General features: G+C 38.3%; 19 protein-coding genes, 1 pseudogene and 1 riboswitch. Of the genes and pseudogenes, 3 read left to right on the forward strand and 17 right to left on the reverse strand.

The window, feature by feature from the left end; all coding sequences use genetic code 11:
* Positions 1 to 1,065 precede the first annotated feature (1,065 nt).
* The 4 genes from A33S_RS0106190 to A33S_RS0106205 form a co-directional block, all read right to left on the reverse strand.
* On the reverse strand, positions 1,066 to 1,611 hold the full coding sequence (locus tag A33S_RS0106190; protein WP_009383160.1) for a GNAT family N-acetyltransferase: 546 nt from the start codon (positions 1,609 to 1,611) through the stop codon (positions 1,066 to 1,068).
* Positions 1,612 to 1,650: 39 nt separating this feature from the next.
* Entirely contained in the window at positions 1,651 to 1,947 is a 297-nt protein-coding gene (locus tag A33S_RS0106195) for a hypothetical protein (protein ID WP_009383162.1), read from the reverse strand.
* 153 nt (positions 1,948 to 2,100) lie between these two features.
* On the reverse strand, positions 2,101 to 2,478 hold the full coding sequence (locus tag A33S_RS0106200; RefSeq protein WP_009383164.1) for an SA0632 family lipoprotein: 378 nt from the start codon (positions 2,476 to 2,478) through the stop codon (positions 2,101 to 2,103).
* A gap of 36 nt (positions 2,479 to 2,514) precedes the next feature.
* Complete coding sequence (locus tag A33S_RS0106205) at positions 2,515 to 2,952, reverse strand: GNAT family N-acetyltransferase (RefSeq protein ID WP_009383166.1); 438 nt, start codon at positions 2,950 to 2,952, stop codon at positions 2,515 to 2,517.
* Between the two features lie 114 nt (positions 2,953 to 3,066).
* Between A33S_RS0106205 and A33S_RS0106210 the strand changes: the two genes are divergently transcribed.
* Entirely contained in the window at positions 3,067 to 3,744 is a 678-nt protein-coding gene (locus A33S_RS0106210) for a DUF1129 family protein (protein ID WP_009383168.1), read from the forward strand.
* Between the two features lie 61 nt (positions 3,745 to 3,805).
* On the opposite strand, the pseudogene A33S_RS11660 reads toward A33S_RS0106210, so the two are convergent.
* The 6 genes and pseudogenes from A33S_RS11660 to A33S_RS0106240 all read right to left on the reverse strand — a co-directional run bounded on the left by A33S_RS11660 (position 3,806) and on the right by A33S_RS0106240 (position 9,353).
* A pseudogene (locus A33S_RS11660) lies at positions 3,806 to 4,965 on the reverse strand (MFS transporter).
* A 328-nt stretch (positions 4,966 to 5,293) separates the two neighbouring features.
* Positions 5,294 to 5,782: a DUF456 domain-containing protein gene (locus A33S_RS0106220; protein ID WP_009383170.1), complete on the reverse strand. Its 489-nt coding sequence runs from the start codon at positions 5,780 to 5,782 to the stop codon at positions 5,294 to 5,296.
* Positions 5,779 to 6,993 carry a sugar efflux transporter gene (locus tag A33S_RS0106225; RefSeq protein WP_009383172.1) on the reverse strand — a complete coding sequence of 405 codons (1,215 nt, stop codon included), beginning with the start codon at positions 6,991 to 6,993 and terminating at the stop codon, positions 5,779 to 5,781. The genes A33S_RS0106220 and A33S_RS0106225 overlap by 4 nt, the downstream gene beginning before the upstream one ends.
* Before the next feature lie 45 nt (positions 6,994 to 7,038).
* Positions 7,039 to 7,911, reverse strand: a complete 873-nt coding sequence (locus tag A33S_RS0106230; RefSeq protein ID WP_009383174.1) for a LysR family transcriptional regulator — start codon at positions 7,909 to 7,911, stop codon at positions 7,039 to 7,041.
* 128 nt (positions 7,912 to 8,039) lie between these two features.
* Positions 8,040 to 8,702, reverse strand: coding sequence for a ribonuclease FAU-1 family protein (locus A33S_RS0106235; protein ID WP_009383176.1), 663 nt, complete (start codon positions 8,700 to 8,702; stop codon positions 8,040 to 8,042).
* Between the two features lie 93 nt (positions 8,703 to 8,795).
* Positions 8,796 to 9,353: a helix-turn-helix domain-containing protein gene (locus A33S_RS0106240; protein WP_009383177.1), complete on the reverse strand. Its 558-nt coding sequence runs from the start codon at positions 9,351 to 9,353 to the stop codon at positions 8,796 to 8,798.
* Positions 9,354 to 9,480: 127 nt separating this feature from the next.
* Here A33S_RS0106240 and A33S_RS0106245 point away from each other — a divergent pair, with 127 nt between their 5' ends.
* Positions 9,481 to 10,668: a CynX/NimT family MFS transporter gene (locus A33S_RS0106245; protein ID WP_009383179.1), complete on the forward strand. Its 1,188-nt coding sequence runs from the start codon at positions 9,481 to 9,483 to the stop codon at positions 10,666 to 10,668.
* A 353-nt stretch (positions 10,669 to 11,021) separates the two neighbouring features.
* On the opposite strand, the gene A33S_RS0106250 is transcribed toward A33S_RS0106245, so the two are convergent.
* The 7 genes from A33S_RS0106250 to A33S_RS0106280 all read right to left on the reverse strand — a co-directional run bounded on the left by A33S_RS0106250 (position 11,022) and on the right by A33S_RS0106280 (position 15,674).
* Positions 11,022 to 11,483, reverse strand: coding sequence for a cupin domain-containing protein (locus A33S_RS0106250; protein WP_009383181.1), 462 nt, complete (start codon positions 11,481 to 11,483; stop codon positions 11,022 to 11,024).
* Positions 11,484 to 11,494: 11 nt separating this feature from the next.
* Positions 11,495 to 12,211 carry a YebC/PmpR family DNA-binding transcriptional regulator gene (locus A33S_RS0106255; protein WP_009383182.1) on the reverse strand — a complete coding sequence of 239 codons (717 nt, stop codon included), beginning with the start codon at positions 12,209 to 12,211 and terminating at the stop codon, positions 11,495 to 11,497.
* A 78-nt stretch (positions 12,212 to 12,289) separates the two neighbouring features.
* Positions 12,290 to 13,279, reverse strand: coding sequence for a HesA/MoeB/ThiF family protein (locus tag A33S_RS0106260; protein WP_009383183.1), 990 nt, complete (start codon positions 13,277 to 13,279; stop codon positions 12,290 to 12,292).
* Positions 13,276 to 14,043, reverse strand: coding sequence for a thiazole synthase (locus A33S_RS0106265; RefSeq protein ID WP_009383184.1), 768 nt, complete (start codon positions 14,041 to 14,043; stop codon positions 13,276 to 13,278). Before A33S_RS0106265 ends, A33S_RS0106260 begins: the two co-directional genes overlap by 4 nt.
* A 1-nt stretch (position 14,044) precedes the next feature.
* A complete protein-coding gene (gene thiS / locus A33S_RS0106270; protein ID WP_009036520.1) occupies positions 14,045 to 14,245 on the reverse strand; it encodes a sulfur carrier protein ThiS in 201 nt (66 codons plus the stop codon).
* A gap of 2 nt (positions 14,246 to 14,247) precedes the next feature.
* On the reverse strand, positions 14,248 to 14,844 hold the full coding sequence (locus A33S_RS0106275) for a thiamine phosphate synthase (RefSeq protein WP_017176647.1): 597 nt from the start codon (positions 14,842 to 14,844) through the stop codon (positions 14,248 to 14,250).
* A gap of 69 nt (positions 14,845 to 14,913) precedes the next feature.
* A riboswitch (TPP riboswitch) is annotated at positions 14,914 to 15,022 on the reverse strand.
* Position 15,023: 1 nt separating this feature from the next.
* Complete coding sequence (locus tag A33S_RS0106280) at positions 15,024 to 15,674, reverse strand: Bax inhibitor-1/YccA family protein (RefSeq protein ID WP_009383186.1); 651 nt, start codon at positions 15,672 to 15,674, stop codon at positions 15,024 to 15,026.
* Between the two features lie 334 nt (positions 15,675 to 16,008).
* On the opposite strand from A33S_RS0106280, the gene A33S_RS0106285 reads away from it, so the two are divergent.
* Positions 16,009 to 16,884 (forward strand): CHAP domain-containing protein, encoded by an 876-nt coding sequence (locus A33S_RS0106285; RefSeq protein ID WP_009383187.1) that lies wholly within the window; start codon positions 16,009 to 16,011, stop codon positions 16,882 to 16,884.
* Positions 16,885 to 17,229 lie beyond the last annotated feature (345 nt).

Here is a 17,229-nt window from a genome sequence, read left to right on the forward strand (position 1 = left end):
TGTCGCGTATCCACTTGGCTCTTATTCCTGTTTTACAGCCATGTCGCGTATCCACTTGGCTCTTATTTTGTTTTACAGCCATGTCACGACTTCACTTGGCTCTTATTCCTGTTTTACAGCCATGTCATGACTTCACTTGGCTCTTATTCCTGTTTTACAGCCATGTCGTGACTTCACTTGGCTCTTATTCCTGTTTTACAGCCATGTCGCGGCTTCACTTGGCTCTTACGTCGTTTTCGATCACTCATTCCGACGTTAATCGACTTTAGTATCGGTTTCGATCATTCATTCCGACGCTATTCTACTTTTGCATCGGTTTCAGTCTTCCATTCCGACGCTATTCGACTTTTGCGTCGGTTTCAACTTTCCATTCCGACGCTATTCTGCTTTTGCATCGGTTTCGATTTCTCATTCCGACGCTATTCTGCTTTTGCGTCGGTTTCGATCATTCATTCCGACGCTATTCTACTTTTGCGTCGGTTTCGATCATTCATTCCGACGCTATTCTGTTTTTGCATCGGTTTCGATTTCTCATTCCGACGTTATTCTACTTTTGCGTCGGTTTCAATCTCTCATTCCGACGCTAACGCCTCTCTTGCCAACTTGTCACAACTCCACTAGTTGTTAACGGCGCGCTTGCCAACTTGTCACAACTTCACTAGTTGCTAACGGCTCTCTTAACAACTTGTCGCGACTTCACTAGTCGCTAACGCTTCTCTTAACAACTTGTCACGACTCCACTAGTTGCTAACGCCTCTCTTGCCAACTTGTCGCGACTTCACTAGTTGCTAACGCCTCTCTTGCCAACTTGTCGCGACTCCACTAGTTGCTAACGGCTCTCTTAACAACTTGTCGCGACTCTACTAGTTGCTAACGCCTCTCTTGCCAACTTGTCGCGACTCCACTAGTTGCTAACGGCGCGCTTAACGACTTATCGCAACCTCACTAGTTGCTAACGCCTCTCCTCATAAATCCGTACTCCCTAGTTCCCTCAACTCGCAACATCCCCCAGCTCACCCAACAAAAAAAGCGAAGTGTTCTCCTCCAACACTTCGCTCTCTAGCCTTACTGCACCTTTTTAAAATAACGCACTTGATGACGTAGCGGATGATGCTCGCTTAAATCTTCCTTTTGAAAGACATCGTACTTACGCATACCTATCTTCTCCATCACACGAATAGATGGCGCATTATTTTCAGACGCAATACTATAAATTTTAGTTATCTCCGTAGATTTACGTATGTATTTGATGACCGCTTCAGCACCCTCAGTCGCAAGACCATTGCCCCATACTTCAGGCACCAGACGCCAACCTATTTCATAAAAAGGTAATTCATCAAACTGATACATACTTTGTTTCGGTAAATAATTGAGACCAATAAAGCCAATCCATTCACCAGTGGCCTTCAACTCAACTGCGAATAACCCCACTTGGTTCTTTTCAACTTGATCTCGCATAAGATTAAAATCGATTTGGGAACGGTTATAGCTAAGTAAGCTCGGAAAATACTGTCTCACACGGCGATTCGCATTCATCTTTTGTAGATGTATTAAATCCTCATCGTACCAGTCTCGTAGCTTTAATCGTTCAGTTTCAATATAAGTCGTCATATATCGTCACCCCCGATTAATTACTCTACAAGCATCCTGTTACGCTCTTGAAACGTACGAAATAAGTTCAATTTGGACTGGAATTTCTTTTAAACGATTACGGTCTGATTTATTCGCTGTAAACGTTGCATCTACAAGATCGCGATTATGATTTAAACGGTACGTCGCAACAAACGTATCAGTTTCAGAATCAAAGTTTGGTAAATGTGCCACTACACGCTTAATTTCGCCTGTAGATTCTTTAACTTGGTAACCTGTGATCGATTCAATTTTCTTACCTAATTCAGGTAGTGAAATCGTTTCTCCTTCTAATAAGTGAAAGTCCTTTTCATGCATAACAATTCCCTCTTTTCTCAATCTAGTTTAGTCATATACTTTTGTATTTTTACCCATTTTAACTGTATTTCAAACAGAACCTATAGGCATCACAAACAGTTTCGTACAACCCTAATATACCACATTAACGCAGCAACTCACCTTACAAATCACTTATTCCTCTTTAGTCTTCTCGTCTACTTTCTCCTTCGTTTCTGGGTCAACTTCTACCTTGCCTTTGTCATCAGTCTCGGCGCTATCGTCAGATTCGCCATCTTCCTTAGATGCATCGTCACCTTCCGACTTATCTTCTTTATCCTTATCGTCTTTATCCTCTTTCTTGAAGTTACCGTTTTCAATTTTCTTCTCTAAATCCTTAATCTTGTCATCAAGCTTTTTATTTTCATCTTCAAGATTTTTCTTCTTCTTCTCAAGGTCCTTCTTCTCTTGCTCTAACTTTTTCGCTTCTTCTTTGATACTCTTCTTCTCATCGTTCGCACACCCTGTAAGTGCAATCGTTGAAGCTAATGCGAATGCAAATATCTTCTTCATAATGAACTCCTTCATCCTAATTTATGTAACACGTATTTATGTTAAATCCTTCTTCATCATGACGCTTTCAACTCGGTAGCCGAGCTTTTCATTCAAATCAATCATTGGGGTGTTGAGGTGATGCACGGTGCTTTCAATCGCTTTCGCACCCTTTTCAATTGCATAGTTTTCGAGCCCCTCTTTAAAAGCCCTTCCAAGTCCCGTCCTACGACACGCTTTAGCAACGTAAAGCATTTCGATTTTAACGGTTTTAGTCGCAACATCAAAATGTCCCCATATAAAACTTAACTGCGGTGTATCTTTATAAATGATATAATCATCACTAAGTTTCAAACGTTTCTCAATCATTTCCTTACGAAGTGCTACAGATAAACGTGAATATGTATAATCTAGGTACGTATCACTTAAGCACTGTTCATGAATCTGAGCCACTTCATCAATGATGTCATGCATTTCAGAGGTTAAGCGTTTCAAACAATCAACACTCTTCTCAGTCATTAATAGTATAACAAATATTGATTTCTAAAATAAATTTTAGCATAATAAGTATGTCTTGAATTCCGTGAAAGTATTAGGGGGATATATAAATTGAACAAGTCTACCGAGGAACTTGCACGAGAAAATAACGTCAAACTGCTTCGACTGAATAATACCGACCGTGACATCTACGAAAATTACATGACTTATATACGTTCAGACTTACGTGTGAACCAACACGATTCAGAAGTATTATTAAGCGATATGCTCGATCATTTACTCGAAGCTGAAAATAAAGGCATGCATGCGATGGAATTCTTCGAACATGACCCGAAGAAACATGCGAAGAAGACGATACGCTCATTGCCAAACGAAACATTTCAAAACATCGTTCGCTATATATGTAATCACTTCCTATTATTGTTAGGTGTCTTTTTCTTTTTAGAAGGATTCACCGGCTTTTTTATAGGTGTGAAACGATTATATTTATTTACCTTTCCGTTATTATTTATATTCGGGCTCATCATGGTGTTCTTATTCATTTGGGCGTTCTTTAGAAGTATTCAACTTCAAAGTTTCGAACGGTCACGGTTCACGTCCCTTTGGACATACGCTTTACTCATTATCTTAGGAATTTTAACATTCCAAGTATTTTTTATCCCGCAAACGTATCTCTACTTCGGGCCATACGTCAAAATAGGTAATTGGACATTTATCATATTGTCGGCAATCACACTTGCGATTGCGATATTCATAGAACAAAAGCGAGAGAACGCTAGCAAATCTTAACACAAACAAGACCTAAGTTAACGCGAACACAGTCGCGTTAGCTTAGGTCTTTTTCTAAGGGTTAAGCCGCTTCTTTACACTCAACCATGATAACGAGCATCAGAAAGATTAGTCCGATTAACGTCAGTATTGGCGCGATTAAGCTTAAGAACTTTAACGGCAGATGCGTAATCACCATGCCACCAACGAAAGCACCCATTGCGTTTCCTAAATTAAACGCGGACTGATTTAACGTACTCGCGAGCGTTGGCGCATCTTGTGACACGAGTGTACTCTTAAATTGTAGAGAAGGACTCATACTGAATCCAATAAATCCAAATATAAAGACGCCGATAACCATTAACCATGCGTTAAATTGAATAAAGTAAAGTACCATAAAGTAACATAAAAAGACGATGAATATCAGACTTAGTACGCGATTAATGTTACGGTCAGCAAGTCTACCGCCAACTACATTACCTAACGTCACACCGACACCAAACAAGATTAAGATTGCTGAAATCAACGACTCTGGTATATGCGATAAATCCGTTAAGATCGATGAAATGTACGTGAAGTAAGCGAACACACTACTGAATCCAAACAGCGTTACACACAAAGTTAGCCAAAGACGAAGTCGCCCGAGAATAGAAAGCTCCTCTTTTAACGAAGCCTTGTGACTATCGCCTGAGTAAGGGACAAATTTTAGAATCCCTAGTAAAGACAATGCGCCGATTACCGCTATGATTAAGAAGGTCATTTGCCAACCGAAATTCTGACCAACTAACGTACCAAACGGCACCCCTAAAATATTACTTAACGTGAGTCCCATAAACATTAGTGCCATCGCACTAGCACGTCGATTAGGACTCACTAAACTTGCGGCTAAAATAGACCCGATTCCAAAGAAGGAACCATGCGCAAGTGACGTCACAATTCGACTTACCATTAAGATGCCGTACGTTGGACTTACTGCACTCAGCACGTTTCCTAGTATAAATATTACCATTAACAGTATTAATAAATGCTTTCGATTTAAGTGGTATGTCAGCAGGACGATAATCGGTCCGCCTATTGCGACCCCTAAAGCGTACCCTGTGATCAATTGACCTGCCGTACTCACCGAAACATTTAAATCCCGTGCTACATTTTTGGTAGTAATCCCATAATTACAAACTCTGTCATTCCTATAGCAAAAGCCCCTAACGCAAGCATCCATATTGCCACGGGATAGCGTTTCATGTTGTATCCTCCTATCATCTCTTTTTTGCATTGAAAGTATAAATAAAGTTCTTTAGAGAAACAAACATTTTGCTTTAAGGTAAATGCCCCCTCTTTTCAAAAAGGGGTCGTGGTTACGAATTTACGGTTTGCCATAGTTGTGCTGTCGAGCTGACATCGTGTATGGGCCCTCATTTTCAAAAAAGGAATGCTACGCTTAGACATAAATTTACTGCCAAGATATCTCGGGTAATTGCCCCCATTTTCAAAAAGGACCGGGGTGAAAACGAGATGCTTTCCAAATCAAAAAATCCCAGGCATGAACACCTGGGATTGAAGTATTTCACATTTAGTTGAGTAATAACGCATCGATAAAAAACCAAACGACCATTAAGAACATAATGATAGCTTGTGCGAGTGTGCTTGATAAGAAGGCAAATAAAGAACCTGTACTCGCTTTAAGCGCTTGCGCGACATCATTACTTTGAACCATTTCCGCAATAAATACGAGAACGAACGGTACAATTAAGATACCGAATGGCGGGAATACAAAACAACCGATAATGACACCAATAAACGCAGCGCGCTCACCTAATTTTGATCCTCCGAATTTATTTACGAAGAATTGATTCATGATTAAATCTGAGAAGAACATGAAAATCGTTAACAGAATCATTGAGACGTAGAAGACCCATGATAACGTGTCGCCATTTATACCGAATTGATAAATTAAGAACCCGATCCATAAAAATACGACTGATGGAATAACAGGTTTAATCAATCCTACAAAGGCGACGATAAACGATAGAATGACTAATATCCATAAAAACGCCGTCATGATGATTGCTCCTTTCGTTTAGGATAAGTTTGATTTTTCGTAGTCATAATCAGAAGCGAACCTAAAAATAGTGACGCTGCCGATACATAGAATACATTCCCCAAACCAACTAAAACACTCATTTTACCACCGAGTAGGTTACCTAAGAGTTGTCCCATAACCATCGCGTTCGCGAATAGCGTCGAACTATAACCCGGGTAATCCGGAAGTATATCTTGGAAATAACTAATACCAAGTCCGAGTAATATGGCTAAGAAGAATGCTAGAAATACTTGCCCGATTAACATCATATATACATTATCGAACACGCCGATACTAAAGAAGAACAAGCTACCTGATAAACCACCTGTCATCAGTAACGTCTTCGTTTGTAAATTACTTGATAAGATACCTAACAGCACCATAAACGGCACCTCTAGTCCTGCACATAAACTCGCTAAATACCCAACATATTTATCCTCATCATGTAAATACTTCGTTACGAAGAGCGGCATGTTCAACGTGTACATCCACTGCCCGATGTGAAGTAGGATAAAGGCGATAAACGGAATTAATAAACGCATATCTTTAAACATATTCGGCGCATTCTTTTCAACATGCGCATGGTTCGAAACTTGATGCGTCGTTTTAATATCCTTAAAGAAAAAGACCTGTAAGAACAACGTCAACAAGATAATAACAATGGTTCCACCGAACAAACCATCAAACCCGATGCGAGATAATAAGACTGTTCCGACAAGCGGTCCGAATAAAAAGCCAAATGAAAACATTGATCTTAATACCGCATTCGCAAACATAGCATTGTCTCTAGAAGTGGAAGCATTAATCGACTCTCTAGCAGATGCATATAATTGTGGCATCGCTGGCGCGAAAAGCCCTTGAAATATCGCATACATGGCAATGAATAACCAAATCGAATGTACATAGTAATAAATACCAAAACTCATTGCACCCATAAATAACGCGATAATAATTAAAGCTTTACGGTTAACGTTGCGCGTATCTGAAAATCTTGCGACGATACTATTCACGGTAAATTGACTGATGGCAGCTAACGCAAGAAGCAAACCAAATTGTCCTCTTGTCATACCGAGTTCATTCGTAGCAAATAATACGAAGAAAGGAATCGTAATGGCAATCGCCATACCTAATAACATCATATTAACGACGAATAATTTATAATTTTTTATCTCTAACAATTTTAAGAACATGTCTTAACGCCTTCTTTAACTAAAATTCTTGAAATCGTCTCGACCTCAGTCATTTTGAGGATCTCGACGGACGCTTTTCTTTAATAAGTCAATGAACGAAGCTACCTGAGGTAATTGACGCATACTTTGATCATAACTCATATACGTTGAACGTATTAAGGGCACGCGTTCGAGATCGACTTTTACAAAAGAAAATCTAGAATCACTCAAATCTTTAAGCATGATTTCCGGTAAAATCGTCACACCTACGCCACTTAATAACAGTTCTTTACACGTAGCAACTTGGTCAACAGTAATCATCGCGTAGTAATCCTGCGCCATGTACATGCTGTACCAATTTTTGATTTGATTAATATAAATAGGATCTGCTTGAAATTCAATAAATGGTAGTTTATGTATTTCATCTTTTTTATCTGTAGGATAAATAAAATAGTGGTTGTCATCAAATAAATGATCATTATTAAAGTTTAGCATTTTATTACCTCTAATAATCATGACATGGTAATCATTTTGATGACGTTTAATATGTTCACTTGAACCAACTTGAAGTTTGATTTCAACATCAGGGAACTGCGTTGTAAATTGGTTTAACACTTTCGGTAAAATAGTTTGACCAACAAGAGAGGAACAACCAATCGATATCGTACCATTGACTTCACCGATGTACGCCTGCATCTTGTCGTGAAACAAACGCTCACGCTTCAACACATCTTTTGCGTGATCAATAATTAACGTACCTTCAGTAGTTGTGATAAGTTGCTTTTTCGTACGTATAAAAATTTCCACACCAAAATGTTGTTCAATTGCTTTAAGTCGTTGTGTAACGGCTGGTTGTGAGATATAGAGTTTTTCAGCTGCTTTACGTAGTGTCTTCGTTTCATCTAGAGTGAGCAGTAAGCGGTAATCATCTATTTTCATATGGTCCCCCCTCAACTTGGTTTCATTGTAAAATAAATGGAAGTTTCATGCCATAACTTGATATAGGGACTGAGACAATCTTGTGTCTCAGCCCCTTTAATCATTACGACCAACCTATAGCTTAGCACTTATAAGGTTGGGTTTTTGTAATTTTCAAACGTTTTATGATTAGGTTTATGTCTTTTAGATTCTTTATGTTTATCTCTTGGCTTATCTTTGCTTTTAGGTTTTTCTTTAGGCTTATGTTTGGTTTTATTGTACTTTTTGTTGATTTTTTTATAACAATACATAATTTTTTCTTCCATACTTTTGAAATCTTCATGGATTTGAATCATTAATTGATGCGCAATAATATACGCCTCGTGATATTGCTTTTTAGAAATATCACCTTGTTCTAAAACACGTTCTAAATCATCTTCATCAACAAGTTCATATCGTCCATCTGGTAGGACAAGTACGTCTAAACATAAGTCAACCGTTCTAGCGTTTCCTTTTTGCGTAATATTTTTAATGTTGATATCAAAATAATATTGAAGTGGATTTCCATTATCATCAAACATCACTGTTATACTATACCGCTTCTTATCTGGTAGAACTTGCAGCCATTGATAACCATCATCTGCCGCAACGAAGCTTTCGTCTAAGACATTTACGATTAAAGGTTCTCTTACTTTATTCATCGTGATTAAGCCGATGATACCCTTAAACTTATTATTATTAACCTTTACTTCGGTATAATCATGATTGATGAGTCGACGCCAGTGACGTTTATCAATATATTTTACTTTCATGCCACCAACTCCCTTTTCATCATTATATAAAACTGAACTATATATGTCACTTATTTGCCCAGTATCTTAACGACTTCTTAAAATAAGCTTCATTTAACTCTCAGGATAGTAGATGACTGCAGATAAACTTACGTCTGTATGACCGACATTTTTATAAGTATGCGGTACATCACATTCAAAACGTATCGCCTCATGTTCTTGAACGACGTACGTTTGATCGTTAATACTAAGTTCGAGTACGCCTTGATTTACAATAATACTTTCAATAGACCCTTTAGGATGACTTTCAGACACCATTTCACTATCAGCTTGAATCGTCATCACAAACATTTCAAACTTTTCTCTGTCGTCATATGGAAAGTAGGGATAAATCACTGTAGAACCGTCAGGGCTTTTAATAGGATCAATATCATCCTTTGTGACACATCTAATTTGATCATGTTCCGTTTCAGTTAAAAGCGTTAACGGAACGCGTAGACCATTGGCAATTTTCCAAAGTGTACTAATCGTTGGGTTAGACGTACCCTTCTCAATCTGACTGAGCACCGTTTTACTCACACCAGTCGCTCTTGAAACTTTATCAAGACTCATTTGTTCTTTTTGACGAATCTTTTTAATATTATTTGCAATAATGAGATTAATTTTTTCCATAAAAGTTGTCTCCCTAAATTTTTACTATTTACAAATATTATAACATCATGTAAGCTAATTATGTTCCTTATATAGAACTTTTTGTTATTTTTATAGAACAAACCTAAATAGACAAAGGAGGTTTAACATGTCACGTATTAAACAACTGAATCACAAGAGTTTATGGCTCATACTGGGTATCATGTTCATCGCTGCCAACCTACGTGCACCGATAACATCCGTTGGGGTTGTGGTACCGACTCTAAGAGAAGCGTTACACCTATCAACAACCGCAATCAGTATCCTAAGTATTTTACCCTTATTAATATTCGCGATTGTATCACTTATCGCGGCACAATTAAGCCATCGCTTCGGTCTCGAACGCACACTATTCTTTGCGCTAATGTGTATCTTTATCGGTATCATCGTACGCTCAATAGCTGGCGTTCCGTTCTTATTTATTGGTACCGTATTTATCGGGATTGGTATTGGGCTTGGTAACGTACTCACACCAGGCTTAATTAAGTCATCTTTCCCGCTTCAGATCGGACTGATGACTGGCATTTACACCGTATTAATGAATATTTTTGGTGCGATTTCTTCTCTAGCGACTGGCCCTATAGCAAAAGCATCCAACTATAACATTGCGCTTGGTTTAATGGGCGTTGTTACATTTATAACACTGTTAATTTGGTTTAGACAATTATTTGGTCGCTCTAAAAAGACAGGTACTTTTGATGATATCAAATATAACGTGTGGAAATCCCCACTCTCTTGGCAAATTACCATTTTAATGGGTGCCCAATCCTTAATATTTTATTCATTAATCAATTGGTTACCTGAAATGTTACTTGATTCAGGCATTTCTGTAGAAATATCAGGCCTTTATCTAACCATTATGCAAATAGCGATTATACCCGTAACATTTATCGTTCCTGTGTTCGCTGCGAAAATGAAATCCCAATTTATGATCACCCTTTTCGCTGGCGTTCTCTTTATCATTAGTACAATCGGTATGATCGTTTTCGATGCTAAATTTATTTTAATCTTTATTATTCTACTTGGTATCGCAGGTGGCTTTGCATTCGGTCTCGTAAATACATTCTTTAGTTTACGTACCGAAACAGGTATGGTTGCAGCAAAATTATCTGGAATGGCGCAATCCATCGGCTATATCTTTGCGGCATTCGGCCCATTCTTAATTGGTATGATTCACGACGCAACAAACAGTTGGAATATCGCGCTACTTACAATGGTAGTTACATCATTTATCATTACCATTTTTGCTTCAGGTGCAGGCCGCAATAAAACAATTGAAGAAACATTAAGAAAGTAACAACCAACTATGATGTCAGAAACTTATTCAACCACCCTTAACCAAATTAAACGTGCGACTTATACACTAAGCATCGCCTATCATCAAACTACAAGCACTTTTTAAATCTTTACGCTAATATCAAACGAGCGCTTGAGCTTGATTCCATATTAAAAACGGGTCCAGGACATAATGCTACAATTCCCTCAAACAGCATGCTTTCCTGGGGCATGGCCGGAGCCTGTAGTCTCCGGTCTCATGCTATTCCCCTAGGAGTCAGCTGTTTTAAGAATTGTATGAAATAAAGCTTAAATGCTCTATTTCACGACTTATGTCTCAGACCCGCTTCCTTTATATTCATTAAAATACGTCACTTATTTCGCATACTTTTCGATGATTGACGCGTGTTCAGGATATTGCTCTATCAATTCTTCTTTATCAAATAACTCAAATTGCTCAAATTCAAAGGCAGGTTGGCACATACATCCGACAAGTGCATAGCCTTCTTGGTCTTTTACCGATGACGCGAATATCGTCCCTTTAGGCACAACATATTGGTACACATCACCTTGTTCAAGTTGATGACCTAATTGTACAGATTCATATGAGCCATCAGGGTAAATCATATGAATCAATAACGTAGCACCTTCGTGATGATACCAAATTTCATCGGCATCGATGCGATGAAAATGTGACACCTCTTGATCTCTTAGCAAGAAGTAAATACTTGAATACGGTGCACGTCCACTATCATGCGCACCTTTAATCACTTCACGATAATATCCACCTTCAGGATGTGGTGCTAACTCGAGCTTTTGAATAATTGTTTCTGACATGAACATTCTCCTTAAGCAAGTTCTACATTGTGAAAGACGTGTTGAACATCTTCAAGGTCTTCTAATGCATCAATGAGCTTTTCAATTTGTTCCTGATCCGCCTCAGATAATTGAATATCATTCTGAGGTAACATTTCGAACTCAGCAACTTTAAAGTCTTCGATACCAATACCTCTTAACGCGTTTTGAACTTGTGCGAATTGATCAGGTTCAGCGTAAACAATCGTTAAGTCGCCCTCTTCAATCACATCACGTGCATCTAAGTCCGCTTCCATTAATGCTTCAAATACTTCGTCAGCTGACTTACCTTCAAACGCAAACGTAGCTGTGTGATCAAACATATAGGCAACAGAACCGTTAACACCCATGTTACCACCATTCTTACCAAAGGCTGCACGTACATCAGATGCTGTACGGTTAAAGTTATTCGTAAGCGTTTCAACAATTAACATTGAACCATTCGGCCCAAAGCCTTCATAGCGAAGTTCATCATAATCTTCTTCGCCGCCGCCTTTAGCCTTCTCGATAGCACGATCAATAATGTTTCTTGGAATAGAATACGTCTTCGCACGCTCTAACACTAAACGAAGTGTTTGGTTAGATTCAGGATCAGGCTCACCTGATTTAGCCGCAACATAAATTTCTTTACCAAATTTAGCGTAAATACGGCTCGTATTTTTATCCTTTTGTGCTTTCTTTTCCTTAATATTATTCCACTTACGTCCCATAATTCCATCTCGCTTTCAAGTACATCTTTAATAGTCATAATTATACATGACTTTAGGCTATTTACATAGATATAGCGACTAATCGTCAAATAATTTCATGATTTTAGACGCATCTCGTTCATGTTCAGCACCATAAATCAGCACGCGTCCATCTCTGAAGAACGTGAGTTCAAAGCTTTCATACGAGAGCTTCTTAACGTATGGGTTAGCCTTAACAATTTCTATTTCACTCGGCACATCGTCAAAAGCCCGCTTAGTACGATATTGATACACGCCACCACACATGCGTTTCACATATTGTAACGTATCATGCATCAAGCGGTCGTATTGGTGCTTCTGACAAACTTTACAGTCAGGTTCTTTTAAATTAGTGATATCAAACTGCTTCATACGGTGCGTATAAATATCAATCGTTGTCATCTTATTTGAAAAGCCACCATGCATGACATAATAGAAGAATTCGGAAACAATCAAGCTACTCGCAAGATATACCGTTGGCGTTAGAACACCATTGATATCGCAACTTTCCATTGTTTCAGGCTTATCAGGCATGATGCAATTTAAACAAGGACCCTCTTTATGCGCAATCGGATAAATACTTACTTTCGACCCAATTGCAGCACCATAAATATAAGGGATTTGAAGTTGATGTGTTGCTTCATTTAAAAGGTAGCGCACCTCGTAGTTATCAAGTCCATCTAACACGATTTCAACTTGATAGTCTTTCATAAGTGAAACGATATTATGAGGTGCGATTTCTTGATATAAATCTACCACTTCAACATGACGGTTCATAGCGTTTAAGTGCTTTTTAAGTGCAACCACTTTAGGTAACATATCCGAAACATCTGCTTCGGTGTAACAACTTTGGCGTTGTAAGTTTGTTAGCGTCACAATATCCTTATCTACGATAATAAGACGCTTCACCCCACTACGCGTCAGTTGTTCGGCGATACCACTGCCAAGCGCACCAACGCCCGCTATCATAACCGTCATATTTTCGATAGTTGATTGACCTTTATCACCAAAACCGTGAAATGTTTTTTGGCGATCGTAACGATCTATCATAAATAACCGAGACCTTCAGCTGGACTTGAAGCAACAGCATTATATTTAACCGGAATACGACCTGCTTCATAACTTAAGCGACCAGCTTGAATACCTAACTTCATTGCTTCCGCCATTTTCTCAGGGTCTTTTGCACGCGCAACCGCAGAATTTAATAAAATTGCATCTGCGCCAAGTTCCATTGCTTCAGCACAGTCTTTACTTGAACCGATACCTGCGTCAACAATAACCGGCACATCCATTTTCTCAATGATATAACGTAAATTGAGAGGATTGTTAATGCCACGACCTGTGCCAATTGGTGAAGCAAGTGGCATGATGGCATGCACACCTAAATCTTGTAAACGCTTCGCTAATACTAAATCATTTGAAATGTAAGGACATACTGTATAACCCTTTTCTAAAAGAATTTCACAAGCGCGATACGTTTCAAGTGGATCTGGTAGTAACGTATCGTCATCACCAATAACTTCAACTTTAATCATGTCACATAAACCAGCTTCATTCGCAAGTTCTGCGATACGTACCGCTTCATCCGCTGATTTAGCGCCAGCTGTATTCGGAAATGTGATGAATTTGTCTAAATCTACATTTGCTAATGGGTTCGGTAGATCTTTGTCATAAAGACTCATACGACGCACCGCAAATGTTAATACTTCAGTTTCTGATGCCTTAATGGCTTTCGTCTGCATTTCTTCTGTATCATACTTACCTGTTCCTAAGAATAAACGAGAGTTAAATTCAAATTTACCAATTTTAAACATATTATCCGCCTCCAACAAATTCTAGTAATTCGAGTTTATCGTTTGGTTCGATTTTACGTTCTGACCATTCTGAACGCTTGATGACCTGTTCATTAAGTTCAACGGCCATACGTTTCGATTCGATATTAAAGTGGTCAATAATATCTGAAATCGTAGTACCTTCTTGGAATTCATGCGTTTCGCCATTTACTTGGACTTTCACATTTATCCACTCCTTTCTTTATGTATCACCCATTTTTCAAGCAAGTTATGCATGTCTTGTTTCGTCTTTGAAAAGAAAGCTTCAATACATGCAAAACCGATGAAAGCTTGAGGGACTTGATGGATGGTATTCATGTTGATGCCGCCTATCGCAACTAAAGGAAAGCCGATATCGAGCGCCTTTGTAATTTCTGCGTCAGTTCTAGGCGCTTTCCCTTTTTTTGAATTGGACGGAAAGAGATGTCCATAAATTCCGAAATCCAGTTGCCATTTATGAGCTAAACGCACATGTTCTTCATCATGAACAGACATTGTAACGTGATACGAAGGGTTCATACGTTTGGTCTTTTCCGCATGAACATCACCTTCTCGAAAGTGAATGTTACGTATATTTAGCCTTTCTGCTAATGCAACATCAGTGTGAATCATGACTTTCCCCTTTGAAAAGCCCGCTTCAATAAGCGCTTTGATCCATTGATACTGTTCATCTTGAGAAATTGGCGTTCTAATTAAGAGATAATCGATGAGCGTTTGTCGCTCAAGTATCGTTTCCATCAGTTGACGGTCTAACGGTTTATAAGGTGTTACGACAATTAACAACAATATCACTCCAATAAAAAAAGCTATTTTCGCGCGGAAAATAGCATACAAGCATTGCGACGACAACATCGCATTGCAAAGCCACATTTCCTACGCTAGTACAAACTAGATCAGGTTCAGGAATCCCGAAGTTTCACTCCGATCTCAGCCCTTTTTAAAGGCACTTCCAGTGGTTATATTTATTTTTTGTACTTGTTCGCTAGATATAAAATATCTTTAATGATGTGAACAAGGTTTAAGAATAGATTAAAGCCCATTTCTCTCGGTGAGAAACGACCGTGTTTCATTCGATTGAAATCATAAAGCGTATATAATAAGAATAACATTAAACCGACGATAACGATAATCGTATGAAAGAAACTATTTTGAATAAACCATCCGATAATACTTGCGATTATAAGGGCTATCAACGTAACAAACAAGTATTTCCCCATACTTTTCGCATCGCCAATTACAAAGTAACCGAGAAGTCCGAATATGATAAAGGCACTTACAGCGAGAATAATATTCTTGTAAAAGACCTCGGGTCCTAAGTTTTGTAGATACACCGTAAAGGATGCATAGGATAACAATCCAATTCCGAGTGCGTATATATTGGAAATAATAAAGCCGAACTTACGTGAACGATTGATAAATAATGAAATCAGTATGAGTGCCATAAGTCCGATTGATAATGGACGACGCCACTCTAATGGTAAAAACTGACCGAAGAAACAGCCTACTCCAAAGATAATCCAGTAGTAAACAAAGAACAACCATACCTTCCCAAGTGCTTTTGACTTGGAACTCGACGCATGATGCCTTTGATGACTTAAAGATTGATTCGGCATATAAAACGCTCCTATCCCTCTTTTAGTCTAATATAACATGAATAAGCGTAACTGTAAGGATAGGTTATGTTGTATGACGTTTATTATGTCGAAAAAATGGCTTAATTATATTACAGTTTATTAAAAAACACTAAATTATTTATTAATTATTAATCTCTACAAAGATTGATATCATAACTTTTAAAGAATCATTTAATATTTTTTACTTTTCTTTAGAATATTACAAACTCTTAACAACAAAGACATTTTGAATTTTTTTTGGTAGTATTGCATCGTAACGATATATACTTAAAAACGCGGAAAAAATATTTTCTTATTATGAGGAGGATTTCCCTTGAAGAAGTTAGCATTTTCAGTAACAATGGCTTCCGGAGCTGCTGCACTGTTATCTCAACAAGAATCAGATGCGTCTACACAACATACTGTTGAATCTGGTGAGTCACTATGGACAATCGCTCAAAAATATAACACAACTGCAGATAGTATTAAACAAGAAAACAATTTAACTAGTAATATGTTATTCCCAGGTCAGGTAATCACAGTTGGTGGAGAAAGTAGTCAAGGCACTGGTAATACTACTACAACAAATGAAACAACTTCTCAAGGTGGATCAACACATACGGTATTAAACGGCGAATCTCTACAAATCATCGCCAACCAATATGGTGTTTCAGCACAAGACATCATTAGCGAAAATAACTTAAACGGTTATTTAATTCACCCTGGTCAAGAATTAACAATTCCTGGTTCAGGTTCTACTAATACGAATACAAACACAAATACGGACACGAATGATACAGAATTACCAGGTAATGAAACAGGTTCAAATGGTGATGAAAGCGAGCACACAAACGGTGGTTATGAAACACCTATCTTCAATCATCAAAACCTTTACACTTGGGGTCAATGTACTTGGCACGTATTCAATCGTCGTGCTCAAACTGGTAAACCTATCAGTACATACTGGTGGAACGCAGATCATTGGGCAGGTGCAGCACAACAAGACGGTTACACAGTAGATAACAACCCTGAAGTTGGTTCAATCATGCAAAACTTCGAAGGCCCAGTTGGTCACGTTGCTTACGTAGAACGCGTTAATCCTGATGGTAGCCTATTAATCTCAGAAATGAACTATCATACGCCACCAGGTGTAGTCGACTATAGAACAATTCCAGCTTCAGAAGTAGCTTCAAACAGCTACATTCATTAATAACTGCGCGCTCGTACTTGATTGTACGGGCTTTTTTAATAGCAGGCAGATACGTTTTTCCTTGTTTCCCCTCCTTGAAAAGCCCTATAAGACATTGAAGTGCACTCAAAAAGTTGAACCTCAAAATTCAACTTTTAGGTGCACTACATATCTGATATCGCGTTTTTTTGAGTCTTGTAATTTTGAATGGCCTTGGTTTACACGTTTCTGATTTCTTGTAAATTTGAACGGCTTTGGTTTACACGTTTCTGATTTCTTGTAAATTTGAACGGCCTTGGTTTACACGTTTCTTGAGTCTTGTAAAATTGAGCGGCCTTGGTTTACACGTTCCTTGAGTCTTGTAAA

The sequence above is a fragment of the Staphylococcus massiliensis CCUG 55927 genome, from assembly GCF_000298075.1.
Lineage (GTDB): Bacteria > Bacillota > Bacilli > Staphylococcales > Staphylococcaceae > Staphylococcus > Staphylococcus massiliensis.

Bases quoted from the DNA above. Each gene is read 5' to 3' on its own strand.
- A33S_RS0106250 (WP_009383181.1), bottom strand. From the start codon at position 11,483: ATGTCAGAAACAATTATTCAAAAGCTCGAGTTAGCACCACATCCTGAA.
- A33S_RS0106225 (WP_009383172.1), bottom strand. From the start codon at position 6,993: ATGTTCTTAAAATTGTTAGAGATAAAAAATTATAAATTATTCGTCGTT.
- A33S_RS0106230 (WP_009383174.1), bottom strand. From the start codon at position 7,911: ATGAAAATAGATGATTACCGCTTACTGCTCACTCTAGATGAAACGAAG.
- A33S_RS0106240 (WP_009383177.1), bottom strand. From the start codon at position 9,353: ATGGAAAAAATTAATCTCATTATTGCAAATAATATTAAAAAGATTCGT.
- A33S_RS0106200 (WP_009383164.1), bottom strand. From the start codon at position 2,478: ATGAAGAAGATATTTGCATTCGCATTAGCTTCAACGATTGCACTTACA.
- A33S_RS0106235 (WP_009383176.1), bottom strand. From the start codon at position 8,702: ATGAAAGTAAAATATATTGATAAACGTCACTGGCGTCGACTCATCAAT.
- A33S_RS0106195 (WP_009383162.1), bottom strand. From the start codon at position 1,947: ATGCATGAAAAGGACTTTCACTTATTAGAAGGAGAAACGATTTCACTA.
- A33S_RS0106280 (WP_009383186.1), bottom strand. From the start codon at position 15,674: ATGCCGAATCAATCTTTAAGTCATCAAAGGCATCATGCGTCGAGTTCC.
- A33S_RS0106190 (WP_009383160.1), bottom strand. From the start codon at position 1,611: ATGACGACTTATATTGAAACTGAACGATTAAAGCTACGAGACTGGTAC.
- A33S_RS0106265 (WP_009383184.1), bottom strand. From the start codon at position 14,043: ATGTTTAAAATTGGTAAATTTGAATTTAACTCTCGTTTATTCTTAGGA.
- A33S_RS0106255 (WP_009383182.1), bottom strand. From the start codon at position 12,211: ATGGGACGTAAGTGGAATAATATTAAGGAAAAGAAAGCACAAAAGGAT.
- A33S_RS0106220 (WP_009383170.1), bottom strand. From the start codon at position 5,782: ATGACGGCGTTTTTATGGATATTAGTCATTCTATCGTTTATCGTCGCC.
- A33S_RS0106245 (WP_009383179.1), top strand. From the start codon at position 9,481: ATGTCACGTATTAAACAACTGAATCACAAGAGTTTATGGCTCATACTG.
- A33S_RS0106260 (WP_009383183.1), bottom strand. From the start codon at position 13,279: ATGATAGATCGTTACGATCGCCAAAAAACATTTCACGGTTTTGGTGAT.